24 protein-coding genes and 1 tRNA gene are annotated in these 21,996 nt (G+C 64.4%); 14 read left to right on the top strand and 11 right to left on the bottom strand.

What is annotated here, in order from left to right:
- Window positions 1-250: 250 nt before the first annotated feature.
- Window positions 251-1,675, bottom strand: a complete 1,425-nt coding sequence (locus ACLBKT_RS00655; protein WP_410181070.1) for a hypothetical protein — start codon at window positions 1,673-1,675, stop codon at window positions 251-253.
- A 158-nt stretch (window positions 1,676-1,833) separates the two neighbouring features.
- Between ACLBKT_RS00655 and ACLBKT_RS00660 the strand changes: the two genes are divergently transcribed.
- Genes ACLBKT_RS00660 through pseI form a run of 6 tightly spaced genes read left to right on the top strand, consistent with a single transcriptional unit; the run spans window position 1,834 to window position 8,584 of the window.
- On the top strand, window positions 1,834-3,123 hold the full coding sequence (locus tag ACLBKT_RS00660; RefSeq protein ID WP_410181071.1) for a lipopolysaccharide biosynthesis protein: 1,290 nt from the start codon (window positions 1,834-1,836) through the stop codon (window positions 3,121-3,123).
- Entirely contained in the window at window positions 3,113-4,123 is a 1,011-nt protein-coding gene (pseB, locus tag ACLBKT_RS00665; RefSeq protein ID WP_410181072.1) for a UDP-N-acetylglucosamine 4,6-dehydratase (inverting), read from the top strand. Before ACLBKT_RS00660 ends, pseB begins: the two co-directional genes overlap by 11 nt.
- The gene (gene pseC / locus ACLBKT_RS00670) at window positions 4,123-5,292 is read left to right on the top strand and encodes a UDP-4-amino-4,6-dideoxy-N-acetyl-beta-L-altrosamine transaminase (RefSeq protein ID WP_410181073.1); all 1,170 of its coding nucleotides are present in this window, start codon (window positions 4,123-4,125) and stop codon (window positions 5,290-5,292) included. Before pseB ends, pseC begins: the two co-directional genes overlap by 1 nt.
- Entirely contained in the window at window positions 5,289-5,981 is a 693-nt protein-coding gene (gene pseF / locus ACLBKT_RS00675) for a pseudaminic acid cytidylyltransferase (protein ID WP_410181074.1), read from the top strand. Before pseC ends, pseF begins: the two co-directional genes overlap by 4 nt.
- A gap of 4 nt (window positions 5,982-5,985) precedes the next feature.
- Window positions 5,986-7,512 (top strand): UDP-2,4-diacetamido-2,4,6-trideoxy-beta-L-altropyranose hydrolase, encoded by a 1,527-nt coding sequence (gene pseG, locus ACLBKT_RS00680; protein WP_410181075.1) that lies wholly within the window; start codon window positions 5,986-5,988, stop codon window positions 7,510-7,512.
- Window positions 7,513-7,540: 28 nt separating this feature from the next.
- Window positions 7,541-8,584, top strand: coding sequence for a pseudaminic acid synthase (gene pseI, locus ACLBKT_RS00685; protein ID WP_410181076.1), 1,044 nt, complete (start codon window positions 7,541-7,543; stop codon window positions 8,582-8,584).
- On the opposite strand, the gene ACLBKT_RS00690 is transcribed toward pseI, so the two are convergent.
- Window positions 8,562-10,145, bottom strand: a complete 1,584-nt coding sequence (locus ACLBKT_RS00690) for a hypothetical protein (RefSeq protein WP_410181077.1) — start codon at window positions 10,143-10,145, stop codon at window positions 8,562-8,564. The two genes, pseI and ACLBKT_RS00690, sit on opposite strands and share 23 nt — an antisense overlap.
- A 182-nt stretch (window positions 10,146-10,327) precedes the next feature.
- A tRNA-Ser gene (locus ACLBKT_RS00695) sits at window positions 10,328-10,418 on the bottom strand.
- Window positions 10,419-10,693: 275 nt separating this feature from the next.
- Between ACLBKT_RS00695 and ACLBKT_RS00700 the strand changes: the two genes are divergently transcribed.
- Genes ACLBKT_RS00700 through ACLBKT_RS00710 form a run of 3 tightly spaced genes read left to right on the top strand, consistent with a single transcriptional unit; the run spans window position 10,694 to window position 13,298 of the window.
- Window positions 10,694-11,518, top strand: a complete 825-nt coding sequence (locus ACLBKT_RS00700; protein WP_410181078.1) for a DUF1134 domain-containing protein — start codon at window positions 10,694-10,696, stop codon at window positions 11,516-11,518.
- A 39-nt stretch (window positions 11,519-11,557) separates the two neighbouring features.
- Window positions 11,558-12,733 carry an aromatic amino acid transaminase gene (locus ACLBKT_RS00705; protein ID WP_410183622.1) on the top strand — a complete coding sequence of 392 codons (1,176 nt, stop codon included), beginning with the start codon at window positions 11,558-11,560 and terminating at the stop codon, window positions 12,731-12,733.
- 10 nt (window positions 12,734-12,743) lie between these two features.
- Complete coding sequence (locus ACLBKT_RS00710) at window positions 12,744-13,298, top strand: GNAT family N-acetyltransferase (RefSeq protein ID WP_410181079.1); 555 nt, start codon at window positions 12,744-12,746, stop codon at window positions 13,296-13,298.
- Between the two features lie 80 nt (window positions 13,299-13,378).
- On the opposite strand, the gene ACLBKT_RS00715 is transcribed toward ACLBKT_RS00710, so the two are convergent.
- Genes ACLBKT_RS00715 through ACLBKT_RS00740 form a run of 6 tightly spaced genes read right to left on the bottom strand, consistent with a single transcriptional unit; the run spans window position 13,379 to window position 17,307 of the window.
- Window positions 13,379-14,002, bottom strand: coding sequence for a riboflavin synthase (locus ACLBKT_RS00715; RefSeq protein ID WP_410181080.1), 624 nt, complete (start codon window positions 14,000-14,002; stop codon window positions 13,379-13,381).
- Window positions 14,003-14,012: 10 nt separating this feature from the next.
- The gene (ribD, locus tag ACLBKT_RS00720; protein ID WP_410181081.1) at window positions 14,013-14,966 is read right to left on the bottom strand and encodes a bifunctional diaminohydroxyphosphoribosylaminopyrimidine deaminase/5-amino-6-(5-phosphoribosylamino)uracil reductase RibD; all 954 of its coding nucleotides are present in this window, start codon (window positions 14,964-14,966) and stop codon (window positions 14,013-14,015) included.
- A 32-nt stretch (window positions 14,967-14,998) separates the two neighbouring features.
- The gene (locus tag ACLBKT_RS00725) at window positions 14,999-15,457 is read right to left on the bottom strand and encodes a hypothetical protein (RefSeq protein WP_410181082.1); all 459 of its coding nucleotides are present in this window, start codon (window positions 15,455-15,457) and stop codon (window positions 14,999-15,001) included.
- Between the two features lie 46 nt (window positions 15,458-15,503).
- Entirely contained in the window at window positions 15,504-16,238 is a 735-nt protein-coding gene (locus ACLBKT_RS00730) for a M48 family metallopeptidase (protein WP_410181083.1), read from the bottom strand.
- Window positions 16,235-16,714 carry a YcgN family cysteine cluster protein gene (locus tag ACLBKT_RS00735; protein WP_410181084.1) on the bottom strand — a complete coding sequence of 160 codons (480 nt, stop codon included), beginning with the start codon at window positions 16,712-16,714 and terminating at the stop codon, window positions 16,235-16,237. The genes ACLBKT_RS00730 and ACLBKT_RS00735 overlap by 4 nt, the downstream gene beginning before the upstream one ends.
- On the bottom strand, window positions 16,702-17,307 hold the full coding sequence (locus ACLBKT_RS00740) for an SCO family protein (RefSeq protein WP_410181085.1): 606 nt from the start codon (window positions 17,305-17,307) through the stop codon (window positions 16,702-16,704). Before ACLBKT_RS00740 ends, ACLBKT_RS00735 begins: the two co-directional genes overlap by 13 nt.
- A gap of 186 nt (window positions 17,308-17,493) precedes the next feature.
- On the opposite strand from ACLBKT_RS00740, the gene ACLBKT_RS00745 reads away from it, so the two are divergent.
- The 3 genes from ACLBKT_RS00745 (at window position 17,494) to ssb (ending at window position 19,437) form a co-directional block, all read left to right on the top strand.
- On the top strand, window positions 17,494-18,057 hold the full coding sequence (locus tag ACLBKT_RS00745; protein WP_410181086.1) for an ankyrin repeat domain-containing protein: 564 nt from the start codon (window positions 17,494-17,496) through the stop codon (window positions 18,055-18,057).
- A 1-nt stretch (window position 18,058) separates the two neighbouring features.
- On the top strand, window positions 18,059-18,730 hold the full coding sequence (locus tag ACLBKT_RS00750; protein ID WP_410181087.1) for a COQ9 family protein: 672 nt from the start codon (window positions 18,059-18,061) through the stop codon (window positions 18,728-18,730).
- A gap of 164 nt (window positions 18,731-18,894) precedes the next feature.
- Window positions 18,895-19,437 carry a single-stranded DNA-binding protein gene (ssb, locus tag ACLBKT_RS00755; protein ID WP_410181088.1) on the top strand — a complete coding sequence of 181 codons (543 nt, stop codon included), beginning with the start codon at window positions 18,895-18,897 and terminating at the stop codon, window positions 19,435-19,437.
- Between the two features lie 80 nt (window positions 19,438-19,517).
- On the opposite strand, the gene ACLBKT_RS00760 is transcribed toward ssb, so the two are convergent.
- Window positions 19,518-20,051: a YceD family protein gene (locus ACLBKT_RS00760; protein WP_410181089.1), complete on the bottom strand. Its 534-nt coding sequence runs from the start codon at window positions 20,049-20,051 to the stop codon at window positions 19,518-19,520.
- Window positions 20,048-20,575 carry a ubiquinol-cytochrome C chaperone family protein gene (locus tag ACLBKT_RS00765; protein ID WP_410181090.1) on the bottom strand — a complete coding sequence of 176 codons (528 nt, stop codon included), beginning with the start codon at window positions 20,573-20,575 and terminating at the stop codon, window positions 20,048-20,050. Before ACLBKT_RS00765 ends, ACLBKT_RS00760 begins: the two co-directional genes overlap by 4 nt.
- A gap of 239 nt (window positions 20,576-20,814) precedes the next feature.
- On the opposite strand from ACLBKT_RS00765, the gene ACLBKT_RS00770 reads away from it, so the two are divergent.
- Together ACLBKT_RS00770 and hslV are read left to right on the top strand one after the other, a co-directional pair.
- Entirely contained in the window at window positions 20,815-21,312 is a 498-nt protein-coding gene (locus ACLBKT_RS00770) for an outer membrane protein assembly factor BamE (RefSeq protein ID WP_410181091.1), read from the top strand.
- Window positions 21,313-21,366: 54 nt separating this feature from the next.
- The gene (hslV, locus tag ACLBKT_RS00775) at window positions 21,367-21,924 is read left to right on the top strand and encodes an ATP-dependent protease subunit HslV (RefSeq protein ID WP_160759260.1); all 558 of its coding nucleotides are present in this window, start codon (window positions 21,367-21,369) and stop codon (window positions 21,922-21,924) included.
- Window positions 21,925-21,996 lie beyond the last annotated feature (72 nt).

Raw genomic sequence — 21,996 nt, forward strand, 5'->3', positions numbered from 1 at the left:
CAGATGGTGTTGATCGGGGCCGTGTGACCGAGGTCACCGCAACTGCTGTCTATCAGGCACGCTCAAAATCTCGTTCTTCGACTCCGGCATAGCAAGAGGGGGAATAGCGAGCCTTAGGTGAGGCAAGCCTTCCCACGACGCACGCGGGCCAAAGTCCGATCGCGACAATCGCATGCGATTCGGGCAGCCATCTGCATGGATTTCGAGCGGGTGCCGCTTGACTTTGGCGGCCTCATTTCGCAGTCGTATCTCAAGCGACCTGTCGAAGGTCTGGAGCCGGAACCTCGCTTACGTCCGCGCTTGGTCCCAATCGCAGGTGGCGCGCGAGAACCTCGGCTGCCGCGCTTAGGAGTTCGCACTTGTCGATGCCATAGGCGGCGTCATAAGATTGCATGATCGCTGCCCAGCCAGGGACTTGGTAGAACGCCTTGAGGCGATCATAGAGGTCGTCTGTCCACCACGGCATAGCGTAGACCAAGCGGCTCTGTACAAAGCCGTTGGTATCGAATCCCGCGTCATCAAGGCTCGCTAAATAGGCCACCGGTCGCCCGCCGCTGACCACGTTGAGCGCGACGCCGCTGTTGCCGCAAATGACAATGTCGCAGGCAGCGATGTCGGCATCTAGCGGTGAGCCGATCGTCAGTTCGGTCAAGGGGTCCTTGATCCCGATGGCCGCGATATTGGTCTGGAGCAGAGTGACTGGATGCTGGCGGATAATGATCCGCGCGTCGGCAAAGCTTAGGCGTATGGTGGCGACCAGGCTTTGCAACACGTCAACGCGGGTACCGGCCGTCAGGAAGACACCGATGGTTTCCACTCGGTCGCGCCACTGCATAGGGCGTGCCGTTCCGGGTTGGCCGATCAGCGCAACCTCGGCCAAGCAGCGGCTGCGACGTTCGTAGGTTTGGCGGATCGCGCTGCCATAGAACAACGCGCAATCGGCGAGCACCGGCGGCACCACCGCCCCGTTGGCCGGAACCGGCGCATGATTGGCGTAGATGACCCGCCGACCGTGGCGATGCGCCGCAGCGGCCATGCCGACAGCTTCAGGGCTGTAATTGCTGGCGACAATGGCTGCGCCAAGGTTTGGGTTGCCGGCAAATAACCGGGTGAAACGGATATAAAAGGCAAGCGCGCTTGCAATTCGGGCGGCGGGCATGAAACTGTGAGTATGCGCCAGCAACCGCAAAAACCGGAAAATTCGGCCTGCGCCACCCAGCATTATCGCCGCCTCACGCCATTGGCCACGGGCCAATAGTTGGCGGTGCGACAACGTCAGGCGCATCAGTCGGACATCGGGAACCAGCGCCGCCACCCGATCAATGGTGCGGTGTTCGTTGGGGAACTGCGAGATAGACACCGCCTCTGCGCCCTCGGAGTAGGAAGGCCCCACCGACAGGACGCATTTAAGCATGTAAACAAACAGCAGAAGTGGCTGAATGAGGCGCGCATCAGCCCGGCTGTAGAGCCGGTCAACCAAGCGATAAGCCGCGTTTTTCTGGGTGATTTCGGCAAATACGGCGCTGCGGGCCGCGCTGGTCTCCATCTGCCGCACTACCCGGATCGCGCCAGCCAAATCGTAACGCTGGGGGCGCACGCGATCGGCCGCTGCGTCGCTCGCACCTACCGGAGCTACGCCCGGCGCAACTCTTGCTTCGACAGCTTCAAACGCCACGCCGTGTTTCCTTGCCCGACCCAGATTTGCGCTGACGGCGGGACCATCCACCGTTCACTTGGTGGCTTTATCTCAGGCAATCGTTAACAAATTCCGTTTACAAGATATGAAGCACTGGTCCGGCGGGTGTATCGCCTGCACAGCCACGAGAGCACTCGATGAAACGCAACGCATTCACATCAAAGGCGAAGAAGTTTCTGGCACTTCAGTCTTTATTCTATGCGTTCGCAAACAGCATCGAAGCGTTAGTCCCCTTCCTGCTTGCCCCGATCCTGACCCGGATGCTGGACCCAAGCGGTTACGGCGTCTGGGTGCTGTTCGTCACCTATGCCACTTTCATGCGGCCAGTGGTCGGGCTGACCACGCAAGATGCGATCAGGATGCGGTTCTACGACTTCGATCAGAACAAGCTCGAGCAGTTCACTCACACCGCGCTGTTCGTTATGGTGCTCTTGGCCATCATCGTCTCAGCGGTCACGTTGCTGCTGGGCGAGATGGTGGCCGAGGCCGTCAAGTTTCCGCAAGGCTGGTTGGTCAGCATTGTGATTGCTGCACTGCTTTACGAAGTGTTCTACACTGTCCTCGCGCTCCAGCAGTTCCACAATAGCCGGAAGGCCTTCCTCGCCACACAGGCGATGCAAGCTGTGCTGAGCATGGTGTTCATTGTCGCCTTCCTGCTGGCTGGCTGGGATTGGCGCGGGGTGGTGATCGGGCGGATGCTAAGCATGGCGATCGCGATTTTCTTCGCGCTGCGCTCGCTTGGGTTCACGCTGCCTAAACTGCTGCGCATCCCGGAGCGTTCGTTCTATCGCAACATCGCCTCGTTCGGCGTGGTCTACTGGCCAGCCGGTGCGGTGATCATGGCCGTGGCGACCACCGACAAGGTGGCGGCGGCCCATTACCTCGGGGTCGAGGCGAGCGCGATGTATGGCGTGGCCGCGTTGTTCGCCTCGGCGTTCTGGATGGTCAATTACAGCTTCGTCATGGCGTGGACGCCATGGCTGTTCCGCAAGCTGAAGACGGCCGAACAGGATGGCTTGCGGGAGGTCGCCTCGGTGTCGCTGGCCTATTTTGTGCTGTCTGCGGTTGCGGCGGCTGCGTTCTATGTCGTTGCTGTGCTGGTCGCCCCGGTTCTGCTTGGTGCGGCGTTCCACAGTGCCATCGGGCTGCTGCCCTACACCATGTTGGCGATCATGCTCCAGGGCCACTTCGTCCACAACCTGAAGTTCCTCCATTTCGACGGGCGGATTGAACTCATGTCGGTGCTGAGCGCGTTTACGATCGGGCTCAACCTGTGGCTCAGCATCCTGTGGGCCAAGCAAATGGGGATCAGCGGCATCATTCTGGCGACTGCGGTTTCCTTTGGTGCCGCGTTCATTATGAGCGGAATCCTGATTTTGGGACGCTGGATGCCGCTGCGAAAGGGAGCAAGAGCCGTTGCTGGATAACAAGAACATTCTCGTCACCGGAGGAACCGGTTCGTTCGGACGGGCCTTCGTGCGCACGATATTGGCGCAGTATCCGGGAGTCCGGCGGCTCGTGATTTATTCGCGTGACGAGCTCAAGCAATATGAAATGAGCCAGGAATTCTCGCCCCAAGTCCATCGCTGCCTACGCTACTTCATCGGGGACATCCGCGATGCTGCGCGCCTGCGCCGGGCAATGGAGGGGGTGGACATCGTGGTCCACGCCGCAGCGCTCAAGCAGGTGCCAGCGGCCGAATACAACCCGTTCGAATGCATCAAGACCAACGTGCTGGGTGCGCAGAACGTGATCGAGGCCTGCCTCGACAGCCGTGTCTCCAACGTGGTCGCGCTGTCGACGGACAAGGCGGCGGCGCCCGTCAATCTTTATGGCGCGACCAAGCTGTGTTCGGACAAGCTTTTCACCGCAGCCAACAATATCCGAGGATCGCGCGATCTGCGCCTGTCAGTGGTGCGCTACGGCAACGTGATCGGCAGCCGCGGATCGGTGGTGCCATTCTTCCTCTCGCACCGCGCCAAGGGCTTCTTCCCAATCACCGACCCCACCATGACGCGCTTCAACATCTCCTTGGAGGAAGGCGTGCAGATGGTGCTGTGGGCGCTGGAAAACGCGCTGGGGGGCGAGATATTTGTGCCCAAGATCCCGAGCTATCTGATCACCGATCTGGCGACCGCGATCGGACCGGAATGCGAACAGCGAGTGGTCGGTATCCGCCCCGGCGAAAAGATCCACGAGGAAATGATCACCACTAGCGACAGCCTCAACACGATTGACCTCGGGCCCTATTACGCGATCCTGCCGACCACCGCCGACCAGCTGAGCGAGGAATATCTCACCCGCCGTGGCGGCCAGCCGGTCGAGCCGGGGTTTGCCTATAACAGCGGCACTAACCCTGATTTTCTTTCTGTCGAACAGCTGCGAACGCTGATCCGCCAGCATGTCGATCCCGGCCATCAGGCGTAATGGGTAGCACCATCCCCTACGGTCGGCAGACGATCAGCGCGGCAGACATTGCCGCCGTCGTCGATGTGCTGCAGTCTGATTTTCTGACCCAAGGTCCGGTCGTCCCGGCTTTTGAGGACGCGGTTGCGGCGTGTTGCGGCGCACGCCACGCGGTTGCGGTCAATAGCGCCACCAGCGCGCTCCATATTGCGTGCAAGGCGCTGGGAGTGGGACCGGGCGACCGGGTCTGGACCAGCCCGCTGACCTTCGTCGCCAGCGCCAACGCCGCGCTTTATTGCGGGGCAGACGTCGACTTCGTCGATGTCGATCCGCGCAGCTACAACATGTGCCCAGAGCGCCTTGCCGAGAAGCTGGAGGACGCCGCCGCCAGCGCGACCCTGCCCAAGGTGATCATCCCCGTGCACCTCGCTGGCCAGTCCTGCGACATGGCCGCAATTCACGCTGCGGCCAGTCGTTATGGCGTGCGCATCATCGAGGACGCCTCCCACGCCATTGGCGGCAGTTATCGCGACCAGCCGGTCGGCAATTGCCGTTTCAGCGACATCGCCGTGTTCAGCTTCCACCCCGTCAAGATCATTACCACCGGCGAGGGCGGGATGGCGCTGACCAATGATGACACCCTCGCCGAACTGATGCGGTTGGACCGCAGCCACGGGATAACCCGCGATCCGGAACTGTTGACGGAGGCTGACGCCGCGCCGTGGTATTACGAGCAGCAGCGGCTCGGCTTCAATTATCGTCTGACCGATGTGGCGGCGGCGCTCGGCCTTAGCCAGCTTTCTGCCCTTCATGGCTTCATCGCCCGACGCCGGCAGATCGCTTCGGCCTATGATGCAGCACTCTCAACGCTGCCGGTGACCACCCCTTGGCAGCACCCCGATGCCCAGTCCTCTTGGCACCTTTACGTGGTGCGCATTGATCCCAGGCGCACATCCCGCACCCACCGCGAGGTCTTTGCCGCGCTGCGTGCGGCGGGGATCGGGGTCAACCTGCACTACATCCCAGTCTATCTTCAGCCCTATTACCGCGCGCTAGGTTTTGCTCCAGGCCTGTGCCCCGCGGCGGAGGCCTATTATGGCGAAGCAATAAGCCTGCCAATGTTCGCCGGGCTGACCGATGCGCAGCAGGCCGAGGTCATCGCCGGGCTGGCCGGAGCACTGGCGGAATGAATCTTGCCGTCATCCCGGCGCGCGGCGGCAGCAAACGCATTCCGGGCAAGAACATCCGATCATTTGCGGGGAAGCCCATGATCGCCTACGCGATCGAGGCGGCGCTCGCCTGCGAGGCCATATCCCGGGTCGTTGTCTCCACCGACAATGACGAAATCGCCGCCATCGCCCAGGACTGCGGCGCCGACGTCCCGTTTCGTCGCCCGCCCGAACTCGCCGACGACATCACACCGACAGTGCCGGTGATCCAGCACGCGATCCAGGCCTGCCGCGCTCGCGGTTTCCGCTTCGAACATGTGTGTTGCATCTATCCCAGCGTTCCCTTCATCCGCAGCGCGGACCTAGCCGAGGCGCTCGCTTTGCTCGATGCGCATGGCGGAGAGGGCTACAGCTTTCCGGTGACGGCTTTCCCTTCCCCGATCCAGCGCGCACTGAGGCGCGACGAAGACGGCGTGGTCGCCCCCTTCAATCGCGAATATGTCAACACTCGGACGCAGGATCTGGAACTCGCATACTTCGATGCCGGCCAGTTTTACTGGGGTCGTGCGGAGACCTGGCTGTCGGGCGCGAATGTGCACGCCAATGGTCGCGTGATCGTCCTGCCCGAATGGCGGGTGGTCGATATCGACACGCCCGAGGACTGGACCCGCGCTGAATTGCTCCACCGGGCCATGAACGCTGAGGGCTGATCGGATGGGGCAGATCCGCGTAGCTATCCGGGTCGATGCCTCCGTGCAGATCGGCACCGGCCATGTTCGTCGCTCGCTCGCGCTGGCACAGGCTCTGCGCAGCGCCGGGGGCGAGGTCCGCTTCGTCACCCGCGCGCTCGGAGTGGACAGCGCGGGGATGATCGCGGGCGAAGGGTTCGAACTGGCCGTGTTGCCTGGCCCGCCCGCCAGTGATTTTGCGCCAGACCCCGAAATCCCCCATTCCGAATGGGCGCAGGTTGGTTGGGCCCGCGACGTTGCCGAGACGGTGGCGGCGCTGGCGGATTACGCGCCCGATTGGGTGGTGCTCGACAGCTATGCCTTCGATGCTAAGTGGCATGCCGGAGTGCGCGCTTCGCTGGATTGCAAGCTAGCCCATATCGATGATCTGGCCGACCGCAAACTTGCCTGCGATCTTCTGATCGATCACACCTTCGCGCACGACCACCGTGTCAAATACGCTGACGTCCTGTCGCCGCACGCACGGGTTCTAGGCGGACCACGCTATGCTTTGCTGGGGCCAGCCTATGCCGGAGCGGAGCGCTACGCGTTTTCCGCGGAGGTCCGTTCCATCGGCATATTCTTGGGCGGCGTCGATGCCGGAGGGCACACCTTGGCGGTGCTTGATGCACTGGATGCGATTGGCTTTTCCGGCGCGGTCGAGGTGGTAGCTACCTCGGCCCATTCGCACCTCGGGGTTCTGCGCGACCGGATTGCGCGGCGCGCCGACACCGCGCTCCTGCTCGATTTGCCCGACCTTGCCGCCTTTTTCGCGCGGCACGATCTGCAAGTCGGCGCGGGCGGAGGCGCGAGCTGGGAACGGTGTTTTATTGGTGTGCCCGCGCTGCTGATGGTGGTCGCGCTAAACCAAAGGTCGGTCGCGCCACTGCTCGAAGAAGCGGGGGTCGCAGCGTTTGCACCCGATCCGGCACCCGGTGCGCTGGCCGAGCAACTTGCGCGGCTCATCGCAGACGCGCCGCGCCGCGCCGGACTGGCCGCGAAATCACGCGAACTGGTCGATGGACTAGGGGCGAGGCGGGTGGCTCTTGCCTTGCTTGCGCAGGGGTTGACGGTCCGCCGCGCGAGGCTCGACGATGCACGCATCATGTTCGACTGGCGTGGCGATCCGGCGATCCGCGCAGTCTCTCGCGGGTCTGACCCGCTGGTGTGGGGCGATCACATCGCATGGCTTGGCGCCGTACTCGAAGACCCTGCCCGCAAGCTGTTTGTCGGCGAAGCTGGCGGGCGCGCAGTGGGCGTGATCCGGTTCGACTTTTCGGTAGGCGGTCGCGCGGAAGTCTCGCTCTATCTCGACCCGGCGCTTCACGGCCTCGGCCTTGGCACGCACCTGCTCCTCGCCGGCGAAGCTGCGGCTGATCCGGCGATTGTCGACGCCACCGTGCTCGAAGACAACCGCGCCTCGCAAGCCCTGTTCGAAAGCTGCGGTTACGTTTCGACCGGACCGGGCACATGGGAAAAGCACCGCTTGCCCCGTCACCGGACGCGCCGCTAATGTCCGGCCCTTCAACGGAGTTAGTCTCATGCAGATCAACGGACGCCCCATCGGCCTATCGGCGCGCCCCTATCTGATCGCCGAAATGAGCGGGAACCACAACCACTCGCTCGATCGCGCGCTGGAGATCGTCGATGCAGCGGCGGCTAGCGGCGCGGATGCGATCAAGCTGCAGACTTACACTGCCGACACGATCACGCTCGACCATGACGGGCCGGGCTTCGTCATCGAAGACGTAAAGTCGCTATGGAACGGGCGGCGCCTGCACGACCTCTATGCCGAGGCGCATACGCCGTGGGACTGGCATGGCCCGATCATCGCGCGCGCGAGACAACATGGCCTCGACTGCTTCTCCTCCCCGTTCGATTTCACTGCGGTGGATTTCCTCGAGGAACTGGACGTTCCCGCCTACAAGATCGCCAGCTTCGAAAGCATCGACCTGCCGCTTATCCGCAAGGTCGCTGCAACCGGCAAGCCGATCATCATCTCGACCGGCATGGCCACTGTGGTCGAGATCGGTGAAGCGATCCGCGCAGCGCAAGAGGTTGGGAACGACCAGATCTGCATCCTCAAATGCACCAGCACCTATCCCGCGACCCCCGCAGACACAAACATCCGCACCATCCCCAACATGCGCGACACGTTCGGGGTAGAGGTCGGGCTTTCGGATCACACCATGGGGATCGGCGTCGCGGTGGGCGCGGTCGCTCTTGGCGCGGTGTTGATAGAGAAACACTTCACCTTGGCCCGTGCAGATGGAGGAGTCGACAGCGCGTTCAGCCTCGAACCTGCAGAATTCCTTGCGCTGCGCGAGGAGACCGAGCGGGCGTGGCAGGCGCTGGGCCAGATTACCTATGGCGGCACGCAGGCAGAGGAAGGATCGCAGCAGTTCCGCCGATCACTCTATGTGGCGCAGGACATGGCCGAGGGCGAGGTCTTCACGGAAGCAAACCTGCGCTCCGTGCGCCCGGGTTTCGGGCTGGAACCGCGCCATTACGATGTGCTGTTGGGCAAGCGGGTCAACCGCGCGATCAAAAAGGGCACGCCGGTCAGTTGGGACTTGATTGCCTGACAGGTTCGATCCGCTCGTAATAGGTGAAGCGCAGCGCCTTGCCGCTATGGGTGAAAACCGGGCGGTAGTCTGCCAGAAACGATTTAAAGCGTGAGTCTTGGGCGAAGACGTCGGTCCAGCGGACTTTTATGTGCTCCAGCGGCCAACTGGTGCTCTCATCCAAGATCAGCGCGTCGGGCGGCCTGTCTTCCCAAAAGCGAAGCATGTCGTCATGCAGCTGTCGGCGGCCCGGTACATTGAGCTTCACTTCGATCGGTGCGCTTGTGCCGACGCCCGGCCGATCGAACGGCTTGAGTTCGGCCGCGACATAGGCATTGTTCATCGTCACATTCCAGCGCAGCGCCCCCACCGCAGCGAAGTATTGGTTAAACGGCGATGGATGCATGTTGAGCAGGCCCACCCGCTTGCCCGCCAATGACAGGCCGGCGCGCTCCATTGCCAGATCGGCCTCGCGGACTTCATCCTGATAGCGCGCGGTGCTGTGGAACTGACCGCGGATCGGCAGCGCAGCGAGCAGGGCAAGGGCGATCAGCCAGATCGCGCCGAGGTCGCGCCCAAGAAGCCAGGCCCACGCGAGATAAGCCATCGTGATCGGAAACAGGTGATGGCTGTACCAGCGCCCCTGGATCCACGCAGCGACAATGGCTCCGGCAACCATGGCCAGGCCGAGCGCGCTCGAGCGCGCAGGCAGGCGCTTGATGCGGGCGAGCATCAGGAACACCAGGGCCGGCACCAGCTGCTGTGCTGCCAGCACAAGGTTGATGAAAGGCTCGTTGAGATTGCCCTCGATCCCGCTCAGCATCACACTGATGGCCGCGCGCTGGGCCGGATCGATAACCAGCCAGAAAAACAAGTAGAGCGCGACGATGCCCCCCGCGATCACATTCTCGATCCGCACCAGCGCCGCGGGACGGCGCTGCATCCCGGCATCGGCCAGTTCGACGAGCAACACGACAAGGCTGTAAAAATATTTGAGCAACAGGGCGGCACCCAGCCACAGGCCCACCACCGCGCGGGTTCGCCAGCCAACGCGGTGCCCTTCAGGGTCGCTGGCCCGCAGCACCACATAGGGCCACAGCCCTAAAATCACCATGTGCTCGCGCAGGCCGAATATATTTTTGAACAAGATCGGCAGGAGCGCGAGCAAGATACAGGAGACAACCAGGAACAGCCCTGATGCGCCAACCGTCTGGCGACGGATGTGGAATGCGAGGCCAGCCGAAAACAGTACGGCCCCTGCCGTTATCAGGATAGCGGCGAGATCAAGGCGGATGCCGACAAGCTCGCTAAATCCGACCGCAAGGCCGTACCAGGCTCGCTCGGCCGGAGGAAAATAGAGACTGTAGGTATCAAAAGCATCGCCCAGAACTGCCGCCAGACGGCTGGAGAGGACTATACCGGCTAGATCGTGATGGATTGGATAAAATCTGCTGTAGCACAGCGCCAGACTGCCTGGCACCACAACAGCAAGCAGGGCCAGAAGGCCGAGCAGACCCACAGACCAGAAGCCGACTTGTCGCGCGCTGCCGGCTTCATTTTCTCCGCTTATCATGAGGGTCACAACCGGCCTCGTCCCCTCGGCTACGCGCAGTAAGCGCTCTTCGCGCCGCAAAGTCCGTCATCGGCCTGTCGCAGCGTGGCTGTGCATCCGACCGTCCACGGGGCTGACAGGACATCGAGAAATGGGAGCGCAACCCCGGCGGGGAGATTTTTCATTGAAAGCAGCCGTTTAAGCACGGCAGGTGGCGGAGACGGAGGGATTCGAACCCTCGGTACCCGGATAGAGTACGGTTCCTTAGCAGGGAACTGGTTTCAGCCACTCACCCACGTCTCCGGACAGCAGCAAGGCTGTGAAGGCGGGCCTATAGTCAGCCTGGCGGGCAGCGGCAAGGTGGCTTGGACAAAAAAGCCTCCCGCCCCCTTGCGCGGACTGCTGGCGGCGGGGCGATGGGCTGGTTCGGGGCGCGTTCAGGCTTTGCCGCGCAGTGGTTAACGGCTCGTCGCAAATCCGATTCGCTCCGGCGACGAGCGGTTGCGTCAGATGTGGCAAGCGATTCTGCTCGAAGCGCAATAATCCGGGGCTGACACGTCGCTGCGAAAGGCTGCATGATGAGGATGATGACCGCCCGTTTCCCAGACCTTGGTCGCCGGATCGCGGGCTTTGCGCTGGGCGCGATGGCTGCCCTGGCGTTGACGGCACCGGCAGCCGCGCAGGATCTTGAGACCTTTGATCCGGACGCCGCTTACACCACACAAAATGGTACAAGCCCGGGCGGGATCGATGGCGATCTGGCCGCGCCGGATACGCAGCCGACACGGGTTGACCCGGCTCCGGCCGATCCGGCTTTCGACAGCGAGTTCGGCACCTATGCCCCGGCGCCTGCCGATGCGACAGCCCCCGTGCCGGATCAGGGCGTGGCCCCCGTCACCACCGCTGCGCAGGCAAGCGGCGAGACCTATGGCGAAGATGATCTGATCGGCGCAGCGGAAGGCGTGTTCGGCAAGGGCGCGGAAGGCCTGGCCAAGCTAATCGAGGATCTGCTGCAAAAGCAGGGCGAGCCCAATGGCTATATCGTCGGGCGCGAGGCGGGCGGGGCGTTCATCGTCGGCGCGCGTTATGGCTCGGGCACGCTGCACCACAAGGTAGAAGGGACGCGGCAGGTCTATTGGACCGGGCCTTCGATCGGTTTTGATGTCGGCGCCAATGCCGCCAATACCTTCGTGCTGGTCTACAACCTCTATGACACCGAAGACCTCTACAAGCGCTTCCCGGCGGGGGAAGGGCAGGCCTATTTCGTCGGCGGCCTTAATGCGAGCTATCTGCGGCGCGGCGATGTCGTGCTGATCCCCATTCGCGTGGGTGCGGGCCTGCGGCTCGGGGTCAATGCGGGCTACATGAAGTTCTCCAAGGAACAGAAGTGGTCGCCTTTCTGATTGCGATGAGGCGAGTTGCGCGCCATTGCGCGCAGCATGATGCTTGACCGACTCAGCCCGCAGGCGCCCGACGCCCTTCTCGCCCTGATCCGCCTCCACGCTGCCGACCCGCGTGAGGACAAGATTGACCTCGGCGTCGGCGTATACCGCACGGAAACCGGCGCGACCCCGGTGTTTGCCGCGATCAAGGCGGCAGAGCAGGTGCTGGTCGATACGCAGGACAGCAAGTCCTACCTCGGCCCCGAAGGTGACATGGGCTTCGTCAATGCGCTGATGCCCTATATCTTTGGCGCTGACCCGACGATGGGCGGACGCATCAGCGGGATGCAGACCCCGGGCGGCACCGGTGCAGTGCGCCTGGCCCTCGCGCTGGCGTTGAAGGCGGGCGTGAAGCGGGTGCACATGGGTGTGCCAAGCTGGCCCAACCACGCGCAGATCCTCGCCGATCTTGGCATGGAACTGGCGCCCTTCGACCATGCCAACCCGGATGGCACGGCCAACCTCGATGCGGTGCTCGCCGCGATCAATGGCGCGGGTTCGGACGAGGCGGTGCTGCTGCACGCGTGCTGCCACAACCCGACCGGGATTGATTACACCGCCGAACAATGGGCCATGATCGCCGAAGCGTTGGCGAGCAGCGGCACCTTCCCGATCATCGACTCCGCCTATCAAGGCCTCGGCCACGGGATGGAGGAAGACGCCGCCGGGATGCGGGCCGTGCTCGCTGCCGTGCCGGAAGCCTTCATCGCCTACAGCTGCGACAAGAACTTCGGGCAGTATCGTGACCGCGTGGGCGCGTTCTACGTGATGGCTCAGGATCAGGGCGCGCTCGACACCGCGTTCTCCAACGCCAATGCGCTGGCCCGTGCGGGTTGGTCGATGCCGCCCGATCACGGTGGTGCGGCGGTGCGGATCATCCTGCGCGATCCCGACATGACCGCACAATGGCTGGCCGAGCTTGACGACATGCGCGCGCGGATGCGCGGTGTGCGCGATGCGCTGGCCAAGGCGGGCATGGCGGGGCGGATCGACTTGACCCCGCTGGCGCACCAGAACGGCCTGTTTTCGATGCTTCCCGTCACCAAGGATGAAGTCGCGCAGCTTCGCGAAGAGCACGGCATCTACATGGCCGCATCGGGCCGGATCAACATCGCCGGTCTGACGCCGGGCAACCTGCCCAAGTTCATCGCTGCCCTCGCGGCGGTGGCGGTCTGAGGGCGGCGGCGTGCTTGACCGTCAGCCGGTGCTCGCGGGCGAGCATGTCCGGCTGCGGCCTTTGCGCGGCGAGGATTGGGACGCGCTGTTCGCGGTCGCTGCCGATCCGCTGATCTGGGAGCAGCACCCGGCGCATGACCGCTGGCAGGAACCGGTGTTCCGGGCGTTCTTCGATGATGCCTTGGCCAATCAGGGCGCGCTGATCGCGCTGGATGCGCAGAGCGGCGCGGTGATCGGCTCCTCGCGCTATCAGGGGCTGGAGGAAGCCGACGGCGGTTCGGTCGAGATCGGCTGGACCTTTCTGGCGCGTTCGCATTGGGGCGGGGTGCACAATCATGAGATGAAGCGTCTGATGCTGGCCCATGCGCTGGGGAGCGTGGCGGAATGTCGCTTCCTCGTTGGCGAGACCAACACCCGCTCGCGGCGCGCCTTGGAAAAGATCGGCGCCCGTCTGACCGACCGCCGCGAGGAGCGGGTCATGGCAGGCGGCGAGGTGATCCCTCACCTGACTTATGTCATCACGCGCGAGGACTTTGCGCAGGGACCGCTGGCACGCGTCGCGTAAGGGTGTTCCAGGACTTCGTTGCACGCGTCGCCCCAGCACAAGCCCGGAGCTGCGAAGGGGCTTGCCCGCCGCTTGGGGCCTTACCGCGCTGCGGCGAGGCTCTGCATCCGCTTGAGGTAGCGAGCCAAGACGTCGATCTCGAGATTGACCCGGTCGCCCTCGGCTAGTGTGCCGAGTGTCGTGACGGCTGCGGTATGGGGTATGATGTTGAGCAGGAAATCGCAGGTGCCATCGGGCCGGTCGCGCACGTCGTTGACCGTCAGTGATACGCCGTTGACCGTGATCGAGCCCTTCTCGGCAATGAAGGGCGACATATCCGCCCGCGCGCGGATCGCGATCCGCCAGCTGCCGCCGTCTTGCGAGACCTTGACCACCTCGCCAACCGAATCGACATGGCCGGTGACGATATGGCCGCCGAGCTCGTCGCCCAGTCGGAGCGAGGGTTCTAGGTTGAGGCGCGCTCCCGCGTCCCACATGCCGGGCACGGTGCGGCTGACGGTCTCGCCCGACAGGTCGACATCGAACCACGCATCGCCCGCCGTGCCGCCGCGTTCCACCACGGTGAGGCACACGCCCGAACAGGCGATCGACGCGCCGATATCGATCCGGGCGGGATCGAGCGGGGCGGTGATCTTGAGGCGCAGATCGCCGCGCTGTTCGGCGGCTGCGATGGTGCCGATAGCGGTGACGATGCCGGTGAACATACTGCTGTCCTTATAGGTTTCGTGACCGCAGATAGGCGGTGAATTGGTCGGTGCCAAGCTGGCGGTGCTGTTGCAGGTGCCAGCGGCCATGCGCGTCGGCAAGGTTTGCCAGCCCCAGCGCGCCAATACTGCGGCGGCCATCGCCGATCAGGATCGGTGCCGTGTAGAGGTGCAATTCATCGACGAGATCGGAGGCGAGGAAGGCAGCTGCAGTCTCGGCCCCGCCTTCGACATAGAGATGGAGCACGCCCTCAAGCTCGGCGATGGCTTCGGGGGAGGCAATCGCGGTCACGCCGTCAGGCGCGGTCCCGCGGGTCAACACCACCCGTTGGGGTGAACGCGCCTCAAGGCCCGGCAGGCGCACATCAAGCCGGGGGTTGTCCGCTCGCCACGTTCCCCCACCGATCAGGATCGCATCATGGCACGCGCGCTGAGCGTGCACATGGGCGCGGGCGGTCTCACCGGTGATCCACTGGCTCGACCCGTCGCCAAGCGCGATGCAGCCATCAAGCGACATCGCCAGCTTCAGCGTCACCCACGGACGGCCTGCGCGCTGGCGGGTGAGGAACCCGGCGAGGCTGGCGGCGGAGGCCGGGTCGTCCAGCAGCCGGGTGTCGATCCCTGCCGTCTGCAACCGCGCCATGCCCGCACCAGCGGTGCGCGGGTCGGGGTCGCGCTGACCGATCACCACGCGCGCAGGCCGCGCTGCGAGGATCAGGTCGGCGCAAGACGGTCCCCGCGCCGATTGATGCGCGCATGGCTCAAGCGTGACGTAGAGAGTCGCCTCGGCCAGTGCAGCAGGGGCAAGGCCCGCCAATGCCATCGCCTCGGCATGAGGGCGTCCGCCCGCCTGAGTCCATCCCCGCGCGATCACGCGGCCATGATGCGCCACCAGCGCGGCCACACCGGGATTGGGACGCGCGAGCGGGCGCGCACGCGCCGCCAGCCGCGCAGTGGCGGCCATCCAGTCGTGATCGCTCGGGAGCAGGCTCGCAGCTATTGTGCGGCGCTTTCGCGGGCGGGGGCGGGTGCCGGCGCAGGGGAGGCAGCAGCAGCAGCTTCGGCAGCCCGTTCGGCCTCCGCCTTGCGCTCGATGGCCTCGACATCCATGCCCGCAGCAGCGCCGAGCGCCTTGTACATGTTGCGCTTCGCCTCGGCGATCCGCGCTTCTTCGGCGGCGCGCAGATCTCTCACTTCCTGATTGGCGAGGTTCTCGGCCACGATCTCGGCATCGGTGCGGGCCGGATCGAGCGTGGTGATATAGGTCACCTCGGGCCGCTCCGGCTCACCATAGACCGTGCTGTTCATGCCCCAATAGAACATCCCTGCAACCGGCAGGATCGACAGCGCCAGAATCGGCAGGCGATAGGGCTGCGGGCGCCGGATCTCGTTCCAGAAATCCGCGAAGCCGGAGGCGGGATTGAAGCGCGACTTGGAGAAGGACTTGGAGAACATGAGGCGCAATATAGGGGCAGCGGGCGCGAACGCCAAATGCTTCGCGTCAGCCAAAGCTGGCGTAGAGCCCGCGCCCATGTTCCTTCAGCCAGCGATCGGCACTGGCGATCTCCCCTTCGAAGATGCGGGCCAGCAGTGCGTGGAAGGCCGGGCTGTGGTCGAAGTGCACCAGATGCGCGACTTCATGCGCGACCACCGAGCGGCGCACGAAATCGGGGGCCTGCACCAGCCGCCAATTGATGCGGATCCGGCTCTTGTCCGAGCATGAGCCCCAGCGGCGCTGGGCGCGGGTGAGCCCCATCGGCACCGGATCAAGCCCGGCGGCGGCGCAGTAATCGTGCATATCCGCTTCGGTGAGGCGCAGGGCTTCCGCCTCCAGCCAGCGGCGGATGCGCAGTTCCAGCCCGGATTCGGGCCCGCCGATCCGCAGCGCGCCTTCCTCAACTGCCGGACGACGCGGTGCGCGGGCATCCCACACCACTTTGAGCGAAGCCCCGCGATAGCGCACCTCGCCCCCCGGCGCAGGCGCAGTGCGGGCGGGCAGTTTGGCGAGTTGGTCCGCCAGCCAGCCTTTGCGCGAATGGGCAAAGGCAATCGCCTCGCGCGCCTGCGCCCAGGCGGGCAGGCTGATGCGGACCTCGCTGCCATCGGGCGCCAGCCGCAGGGTCAGCCGCCGCGCATTGTGCAGCCGCTTCAGCACGATCGGCAGACGCTGGCCGCCAAGGTCGATCGCGGGATCGAGCGTCCGTTCGGTTGAGGCACCGCGGAGCCAGTCGATCACAGGCTCGCCTCCTCGTCGCGGGCAGGCCAATGGCGCGGGGCAGGCCACTCGGTGATATGATGTTCGAGCGGCCCGGCATCCACCTCGCTCACCACCCGGCCAACCACCGAAACCCCGGCGCGGCGCACCGCGTCACGGTCCCCAGACAGGAGATAGTGCCAGCCCGGCAGCGGGCGGCCATCGGCGCGCAGGCGATAGGCACAGGTTGATGGCAGCCAGCTCACCTGTTCCACGATCCGCAGCGTCAGCCGCAGGCAATCGGGTACGAAGGCCTTGCGGTTGCGATAATCGCTGCATTGCGCGGTCTTGGCGTCGAGCAACCGGCAGGCGATATTGGTATCGAGGATTTCGCCGGTGTCCTCGTCCTCGATCTTGTGCAGGCAGCAGCGTCCGCAGCCATCGCACAGCGCTTCCCATTCGGACCGGGACAGCTCGCCCAGCGGCAGCTCCCAGAAGCGGTCTCTCACTTCACCCATCGGTCCAGTTCCGCCGCAATGGCATCGGCGTCCTTGTCGGTCGGCAAGGTGGCCAGTGGCTCGCCATCGGGGCCGAACAGATAGGTGATATTGGTGTGATCGACGAGATAGCCGCCACCTTCCACGGGCTCACCTTTGGCATAGTAAACCTTGAACGCCTTGGCCGCGGCGGCGATCTGTTCGGGCGTGCCGGTCAGGCCGATGATGTCAGGCGAGAAAGCGGCGGTGAATTCCCCGACCACCTTTTGCGTGTCACGCTCGGGATCGATGGTGATGAACAGCGGTGTGATCATCGCGGCCTTGGCCGGGTCCTGCCCCTTCAGCACCTTCAGCCCCTGGGCGATGCGTTGCATATCGGTGGGGCAGACATCGGGGCAGTAAGCATAGCCGAAATACACCACGCGGTATTTGCCCGCGAAATCGGTCCAGCGCACCGTCTGCCCAGCGCTGTTGGAGAGCGCAAAGTCGCCGCCGATGGCAGCGCCGGCCAGCGGCGGCTGCTCGACGGGGGCGGCGGCGCCGCAACCGGCAAGCGACAGCACGCCTGCAATCAGCATGGCAAGGATGGGGGAAGGCTTGTTGATCTGGTTCATGCTCTGCTAACTGGTTGCTTGCGAAGGGCGCCGATGACAGGCCAACGGGCCTGCCCCGCGCCCGGGCACACACATGATGTGTGACAGGTAATGCGAAAGGATCAAACCGTGGCCTTCGATGTTTTGCGCAAATTAGGGCCTCGCCGGGGGATTGCCAGTGCTATCCTGCTGTCGCTTGCCGCCGCTGTGACGGTGCCGGCCGCGGCGCAGTTCCAGTCGGAAGGGTACAAGTTCCTCGAAGCGGTCAAGGATCGCAAGGGTGACGAGGCGACCGACATGCTCAGCAAGCCGGGCACCCAGATCGTCAACGCCCGTGACATCACCAGCGGCGATACCGGGCTGCATATCGTGGTGGCCCGCAGCGACGTCCTGTGGGTCCGCTTCCTGCTGCAACGCGGCGCTGATCCGAACATCCGCAACAAGAAGGGCATCACACCGTTGCAGCTGGCGACCTCGCTCAGCTTCACCGACGGGGTCGAGGCGCTGATCAAGGGCGGGGCGAGCGTCAATGTCTCCGACCAGACGGGCGAGACACCGCTGATCTCGGCGGTTCATGCGCGCAATGTCGCGATGGTGCGGCTGCTGCTGGAAAAGGGTGCGGACCCCGATCACAACGACAATTCGGGCCGTTCGGCGCGGGACTATATGGAGCTGATGAGCGGCAACTCGCTTCTCAAGCAGGAATTCGCCAATGCCGATGCAAAGCGCGCCGAGGCGGGAACCAAAAAGAACTACGGGCCTTCCTTCTGACATGACCCAGACAGTGGATTTTGCCGACCTCACGCTCGACGAACTGCGCGTGGCGCTGGCACCCGATATCGCGGCCTCTGCGATCTTTGACGGGTGGAACGAAACCGCGTTGGTCGCCGCGGCCGAGATGGCCGGGTGCGATGTCGATGTGGTGAAGCTGGCCTTTCCGGGCAGCAAGCCGATGGACATGATCGAAGCGTGGATCACCAGCGTCGATCAGGCGATGGAGGCGGAATGGCCGCAGGAGCGCCTCGCCACCCTCAAGATCCGCGAACGCATCCGCACGCTGGTTGCCTTCCGGCTGGAAGCGGTCGCGCATATTGATGAAGCCGTGCGCCGCGCGCTCGCCGTGATGGCGCAGCCGCAGAATGCGCGCCGCGCGCTGCGGCTGGGCTGGCGCTCGGCCGATATCATGTGGCGGCTCGCGGGGGATACCGCGACCGATTACAATCACTACACCAAGCGCGCGATCCTCGCGGGGATCTACTCGGCGACGCTCGCCGTGTTCGTGAACGACGACAGCGACGGCAAGGCTGATACCCATGCCTTCCTCGAGCGGCGGATCGACGGGGTGATGAGATTCGAGAAGGTGAAGGCGCAGTTCGTCGGCAAGGACCGCGAACTGCCGAGCCTGACGCGGTTTCTGGGGCGTCTGCGTTACCCGGCGCGATGACCCGCCTCAGGCAGCGGACGCGGTAGGCGGACAAATACGCTCCGAACTGGTGATTACCCGTAAGCGACGGTCGCACTCGCGACTGGCTTTGCCTATTGCCTGACTCGGATTCGCGGCGCATCTTGCGCCCGCAGGATCAAGACATTGACGGGAAGGGTATTTCGATGGCGGGTTCGCTCAACAAGGTCATGCTGATCGGGAATCTGGGCGCCGATCCCGAAATCCGCACCTTCAACAACGGCGGCAAGGTCGCCAACCTGCGCATCGCGACCTCCGAACAGTGGAAGGACCGCCAGACCGGCGAACGCAAGGAAAAGACCGAGTGGCACACCGTCGCGATCTTTTCCGAAGGCCTCGTCGGCGTGGTGGAGCGCTACCTCAAGAAGGGCAGCAAGGTCTTCGTCGAAGGCAAGCTCCAGACCCGCAAGTGGCAGGACCAGAACGGTCAGGACCGCTACAGCACCGAAATCGTGATCCAGGGCCTCGGCGGCACGCTGACCATGCTTGATGGTCCGCAGGGTGGCGGCGGCGGGATGGGCGGCGGTGGTCGCTCAGGCGGCGGAAGCTATGGCGGCGGCAGTGCTGGCGGCGGTGGCGGCTGGGATCAGGGCGGCGGCAGCAGCGGCGGATCGGGCGGCGGCTTCGGCGGCGGCCCCTCGGGCGGCGGCGGTGGCTACGACGATCTGGACGACGACATCCCGTTCTGATCGGAGATTGCCGCTCGGATGGCGGGGTATTCGTGTGCTGCGTTGATATCAGTCATGCGGGCGCGGTCGCGATCCCGCGCTCAGTCCCTCTTGAGCCCCGCCAGCATCGCCGCCAGTGGCCCATCCTGTTCGCCTTCCTTCACAATCCCCGCCGCAGCCCGCGCCGCATCGGCGTTCGGCCCTTCGGCGTAGGGATCGATGGCGAGGCCCAGCGTCTGCGCGACCGCTTCGCCCAGATCGAACATATCGCCAGCATATTCGATCTCGTCGCAATCATCCGCTTCGAGCTCAATTTCATCACCCTCGGCCGCGGGGCGAGCGTTGTCCTCGACAAATCTGAGGTCGATGGGCTCATCAATCGTGACAGGGAAAGGCTCGGTCGAAATCGCGCAGGGCTGCATGATCGCTGCGCGCAAACGCCCGGTCACCCGGATCGCCCGCGGCTTCGGCTCCAGCCGCATCTCGGCCCGCAGGCTGTCCACCGCGCCGAGCCCGAAGCGCACCGCCAGCGCGGCGCGTTCTTCCGGGGTCGCTTCGATCACCACTGGCCCACCCGGCAAGGGACGGACCTTGATCATCCGGCTGAGTTCCGAAGGAGGGAAAGGCGCGCTCACCAGATCGCGCTCGCTTTCAGCATTTCGGCATCCGAGAACCGCCCGAGCCGTTCGAACAGCTTCAACACCCGCTCGGCCACCGCGCGGGCGCTGGCGGCCTCGTCGGCGCCTTCGGCGAAGGTCACATTGCGCTGGATCGCAGCGGTCAGCTTGTCCAGATCGCCAGCGTTGAGCGCGCTGCGATAGGCCCCGAGCCGGCCGCCCAGCACGCTCATCAGCTTGCCGATGCGCTTGCCCACGACAACGTCATTCACCCCGAACTCGCGCAACTGCCCGTCCATGTCCTCCACGAACAATTCGGCCAGCAACGCGCTTTCCGCCCTGAGATCCGAGGCCTCGACCCGCACCATCACCGCACTCAGCACAGCGGTGATCATGTCGAACCGGCCCGCGATCGTATCGGCCACGCCGCACTCGGTATAATAGGCGGAATCGCGCGCCAGCTCGATCACGCGGTGCCACAGCGGCCGCACGCTTTCGCGCGGGTCAGGAGCGGTGCCGAGCAGGCGGGAGAGGAAAGACATGGGATGCTTGGCCTTTCGCGCGGGTGTTCCAATGCAGGCGTGGGGCCGCGCGGCCCCTTCGCTCCCTACGGCAACGCACGAAGCACGGATGCGTTCAACTGCCGTTCAACGCCCGCACGCCACCGCTTTGCCATATGGTGCGTTGCAAGCTTGCGCCTAGCCCCTTAAAGCACCTCGCCCAAGGGACAAGTGCGCGATTGTGCGTGAGTGCAGGACGGGATTGAGACGGTTTGGCGCAGATGAATAAGGCGAGCGCAGGGGAATTGAGCTGGCGCAGGCTGCGCAGCGTGTTGCTGCTGGCGGGCGTCGTAGCGACGCTGCCCGCGTGCACGGCCATCCGGGAATCGCGCGGCTACATCGTCGATCCGGTTCTGACGGGCGCGATCCAGCCGCAGATCGACAACCAGCAATCGGTTGAAGGCACGCTCGGGCGGCCGACCTTTACCAGCCAGTATGGCACGCCGACCTGGTATTACGTTTCCAGCATCACCGGCCAACGTCCGTTCAACCGCCCGCGCATCCGTGAGCATTCGGTTCTGGCTGTCACCTTTGACGCAGCGGGCAAGGTGACCGCCGTCAAGCGCAGCGGCGTGGATCAGGTCGTGTTCCTCGATCCCAACGGCAACAAGACCCCCACCCTCGGTCGGGAGCGCGGCTTCCTTGAAGACCTGTTCGGCAACATTGGCCAGGTCGGCGGTGGCGGTCTGCCGGGTGGCGGCGGGCCGGGCGGCCCGTAATCGCTTGACACTTGCGCGCTTGATCCTGCCGGAAGGCGCGCCATATTCCCCGACATGACAAGCGATAATGCCAGCCATGGCCTCGTCCAATGGCACGGAACCACCATCATCGGCGTGCGGCGTGACGGCAAGACCGTCATCGCGGGCGACGGCCAGGTGTCGATGGGCAACACCGTGATGAAGCCCAATGCCCGCAAGGTTCGCCGGATCGGAGACGGCTCCGTGATCGCGGGCTTCGCCGGCGCGACGGCGGATGCCTTCACCTTGTTTGAGCGGCTGGAAAAGAAGCTCGAACAGTATTCGGGCCAGCTGATGCGCGCGAGTGTCGAGCTCGCCAAAGATTGGCGCACCGACAAGTATCTGCGCAATCTTGAGGCGCTGATGATCGTGGCCGATCACGACACGCTGCTGGTACTGACCGGCAACGGCGATGTGCTGGAGCCGGTGGGCGATATCGCCGCGATCGGATCGGGTGGCAATTTCGCCCTCGCCGCCGCGCGGGCCATCGCTGACTACGAGGCCGATGCCGAAACCATCGCGCGCAAGGCCATGGCCGTTGCGGCTGACATCTGCGTCTTCACCAATGGTAATTTGACGGTCGAGACGGTCTAGCAGCAATCCGTCACCCCGGCGCAGGCCGGGGCCCAGCATCGCAACGCCGGAATCTGGGTTCCGGCCTTCGCC

This window comes from Erythrobacter sp. W302b, from assembly GCF_046452395.1.
Classification (GTDB): Bacteria; Pseudomonadota; Alphaproteobacteria; order Sphingomonadales; family Sphingomonadaceae; genus Erythrobacter.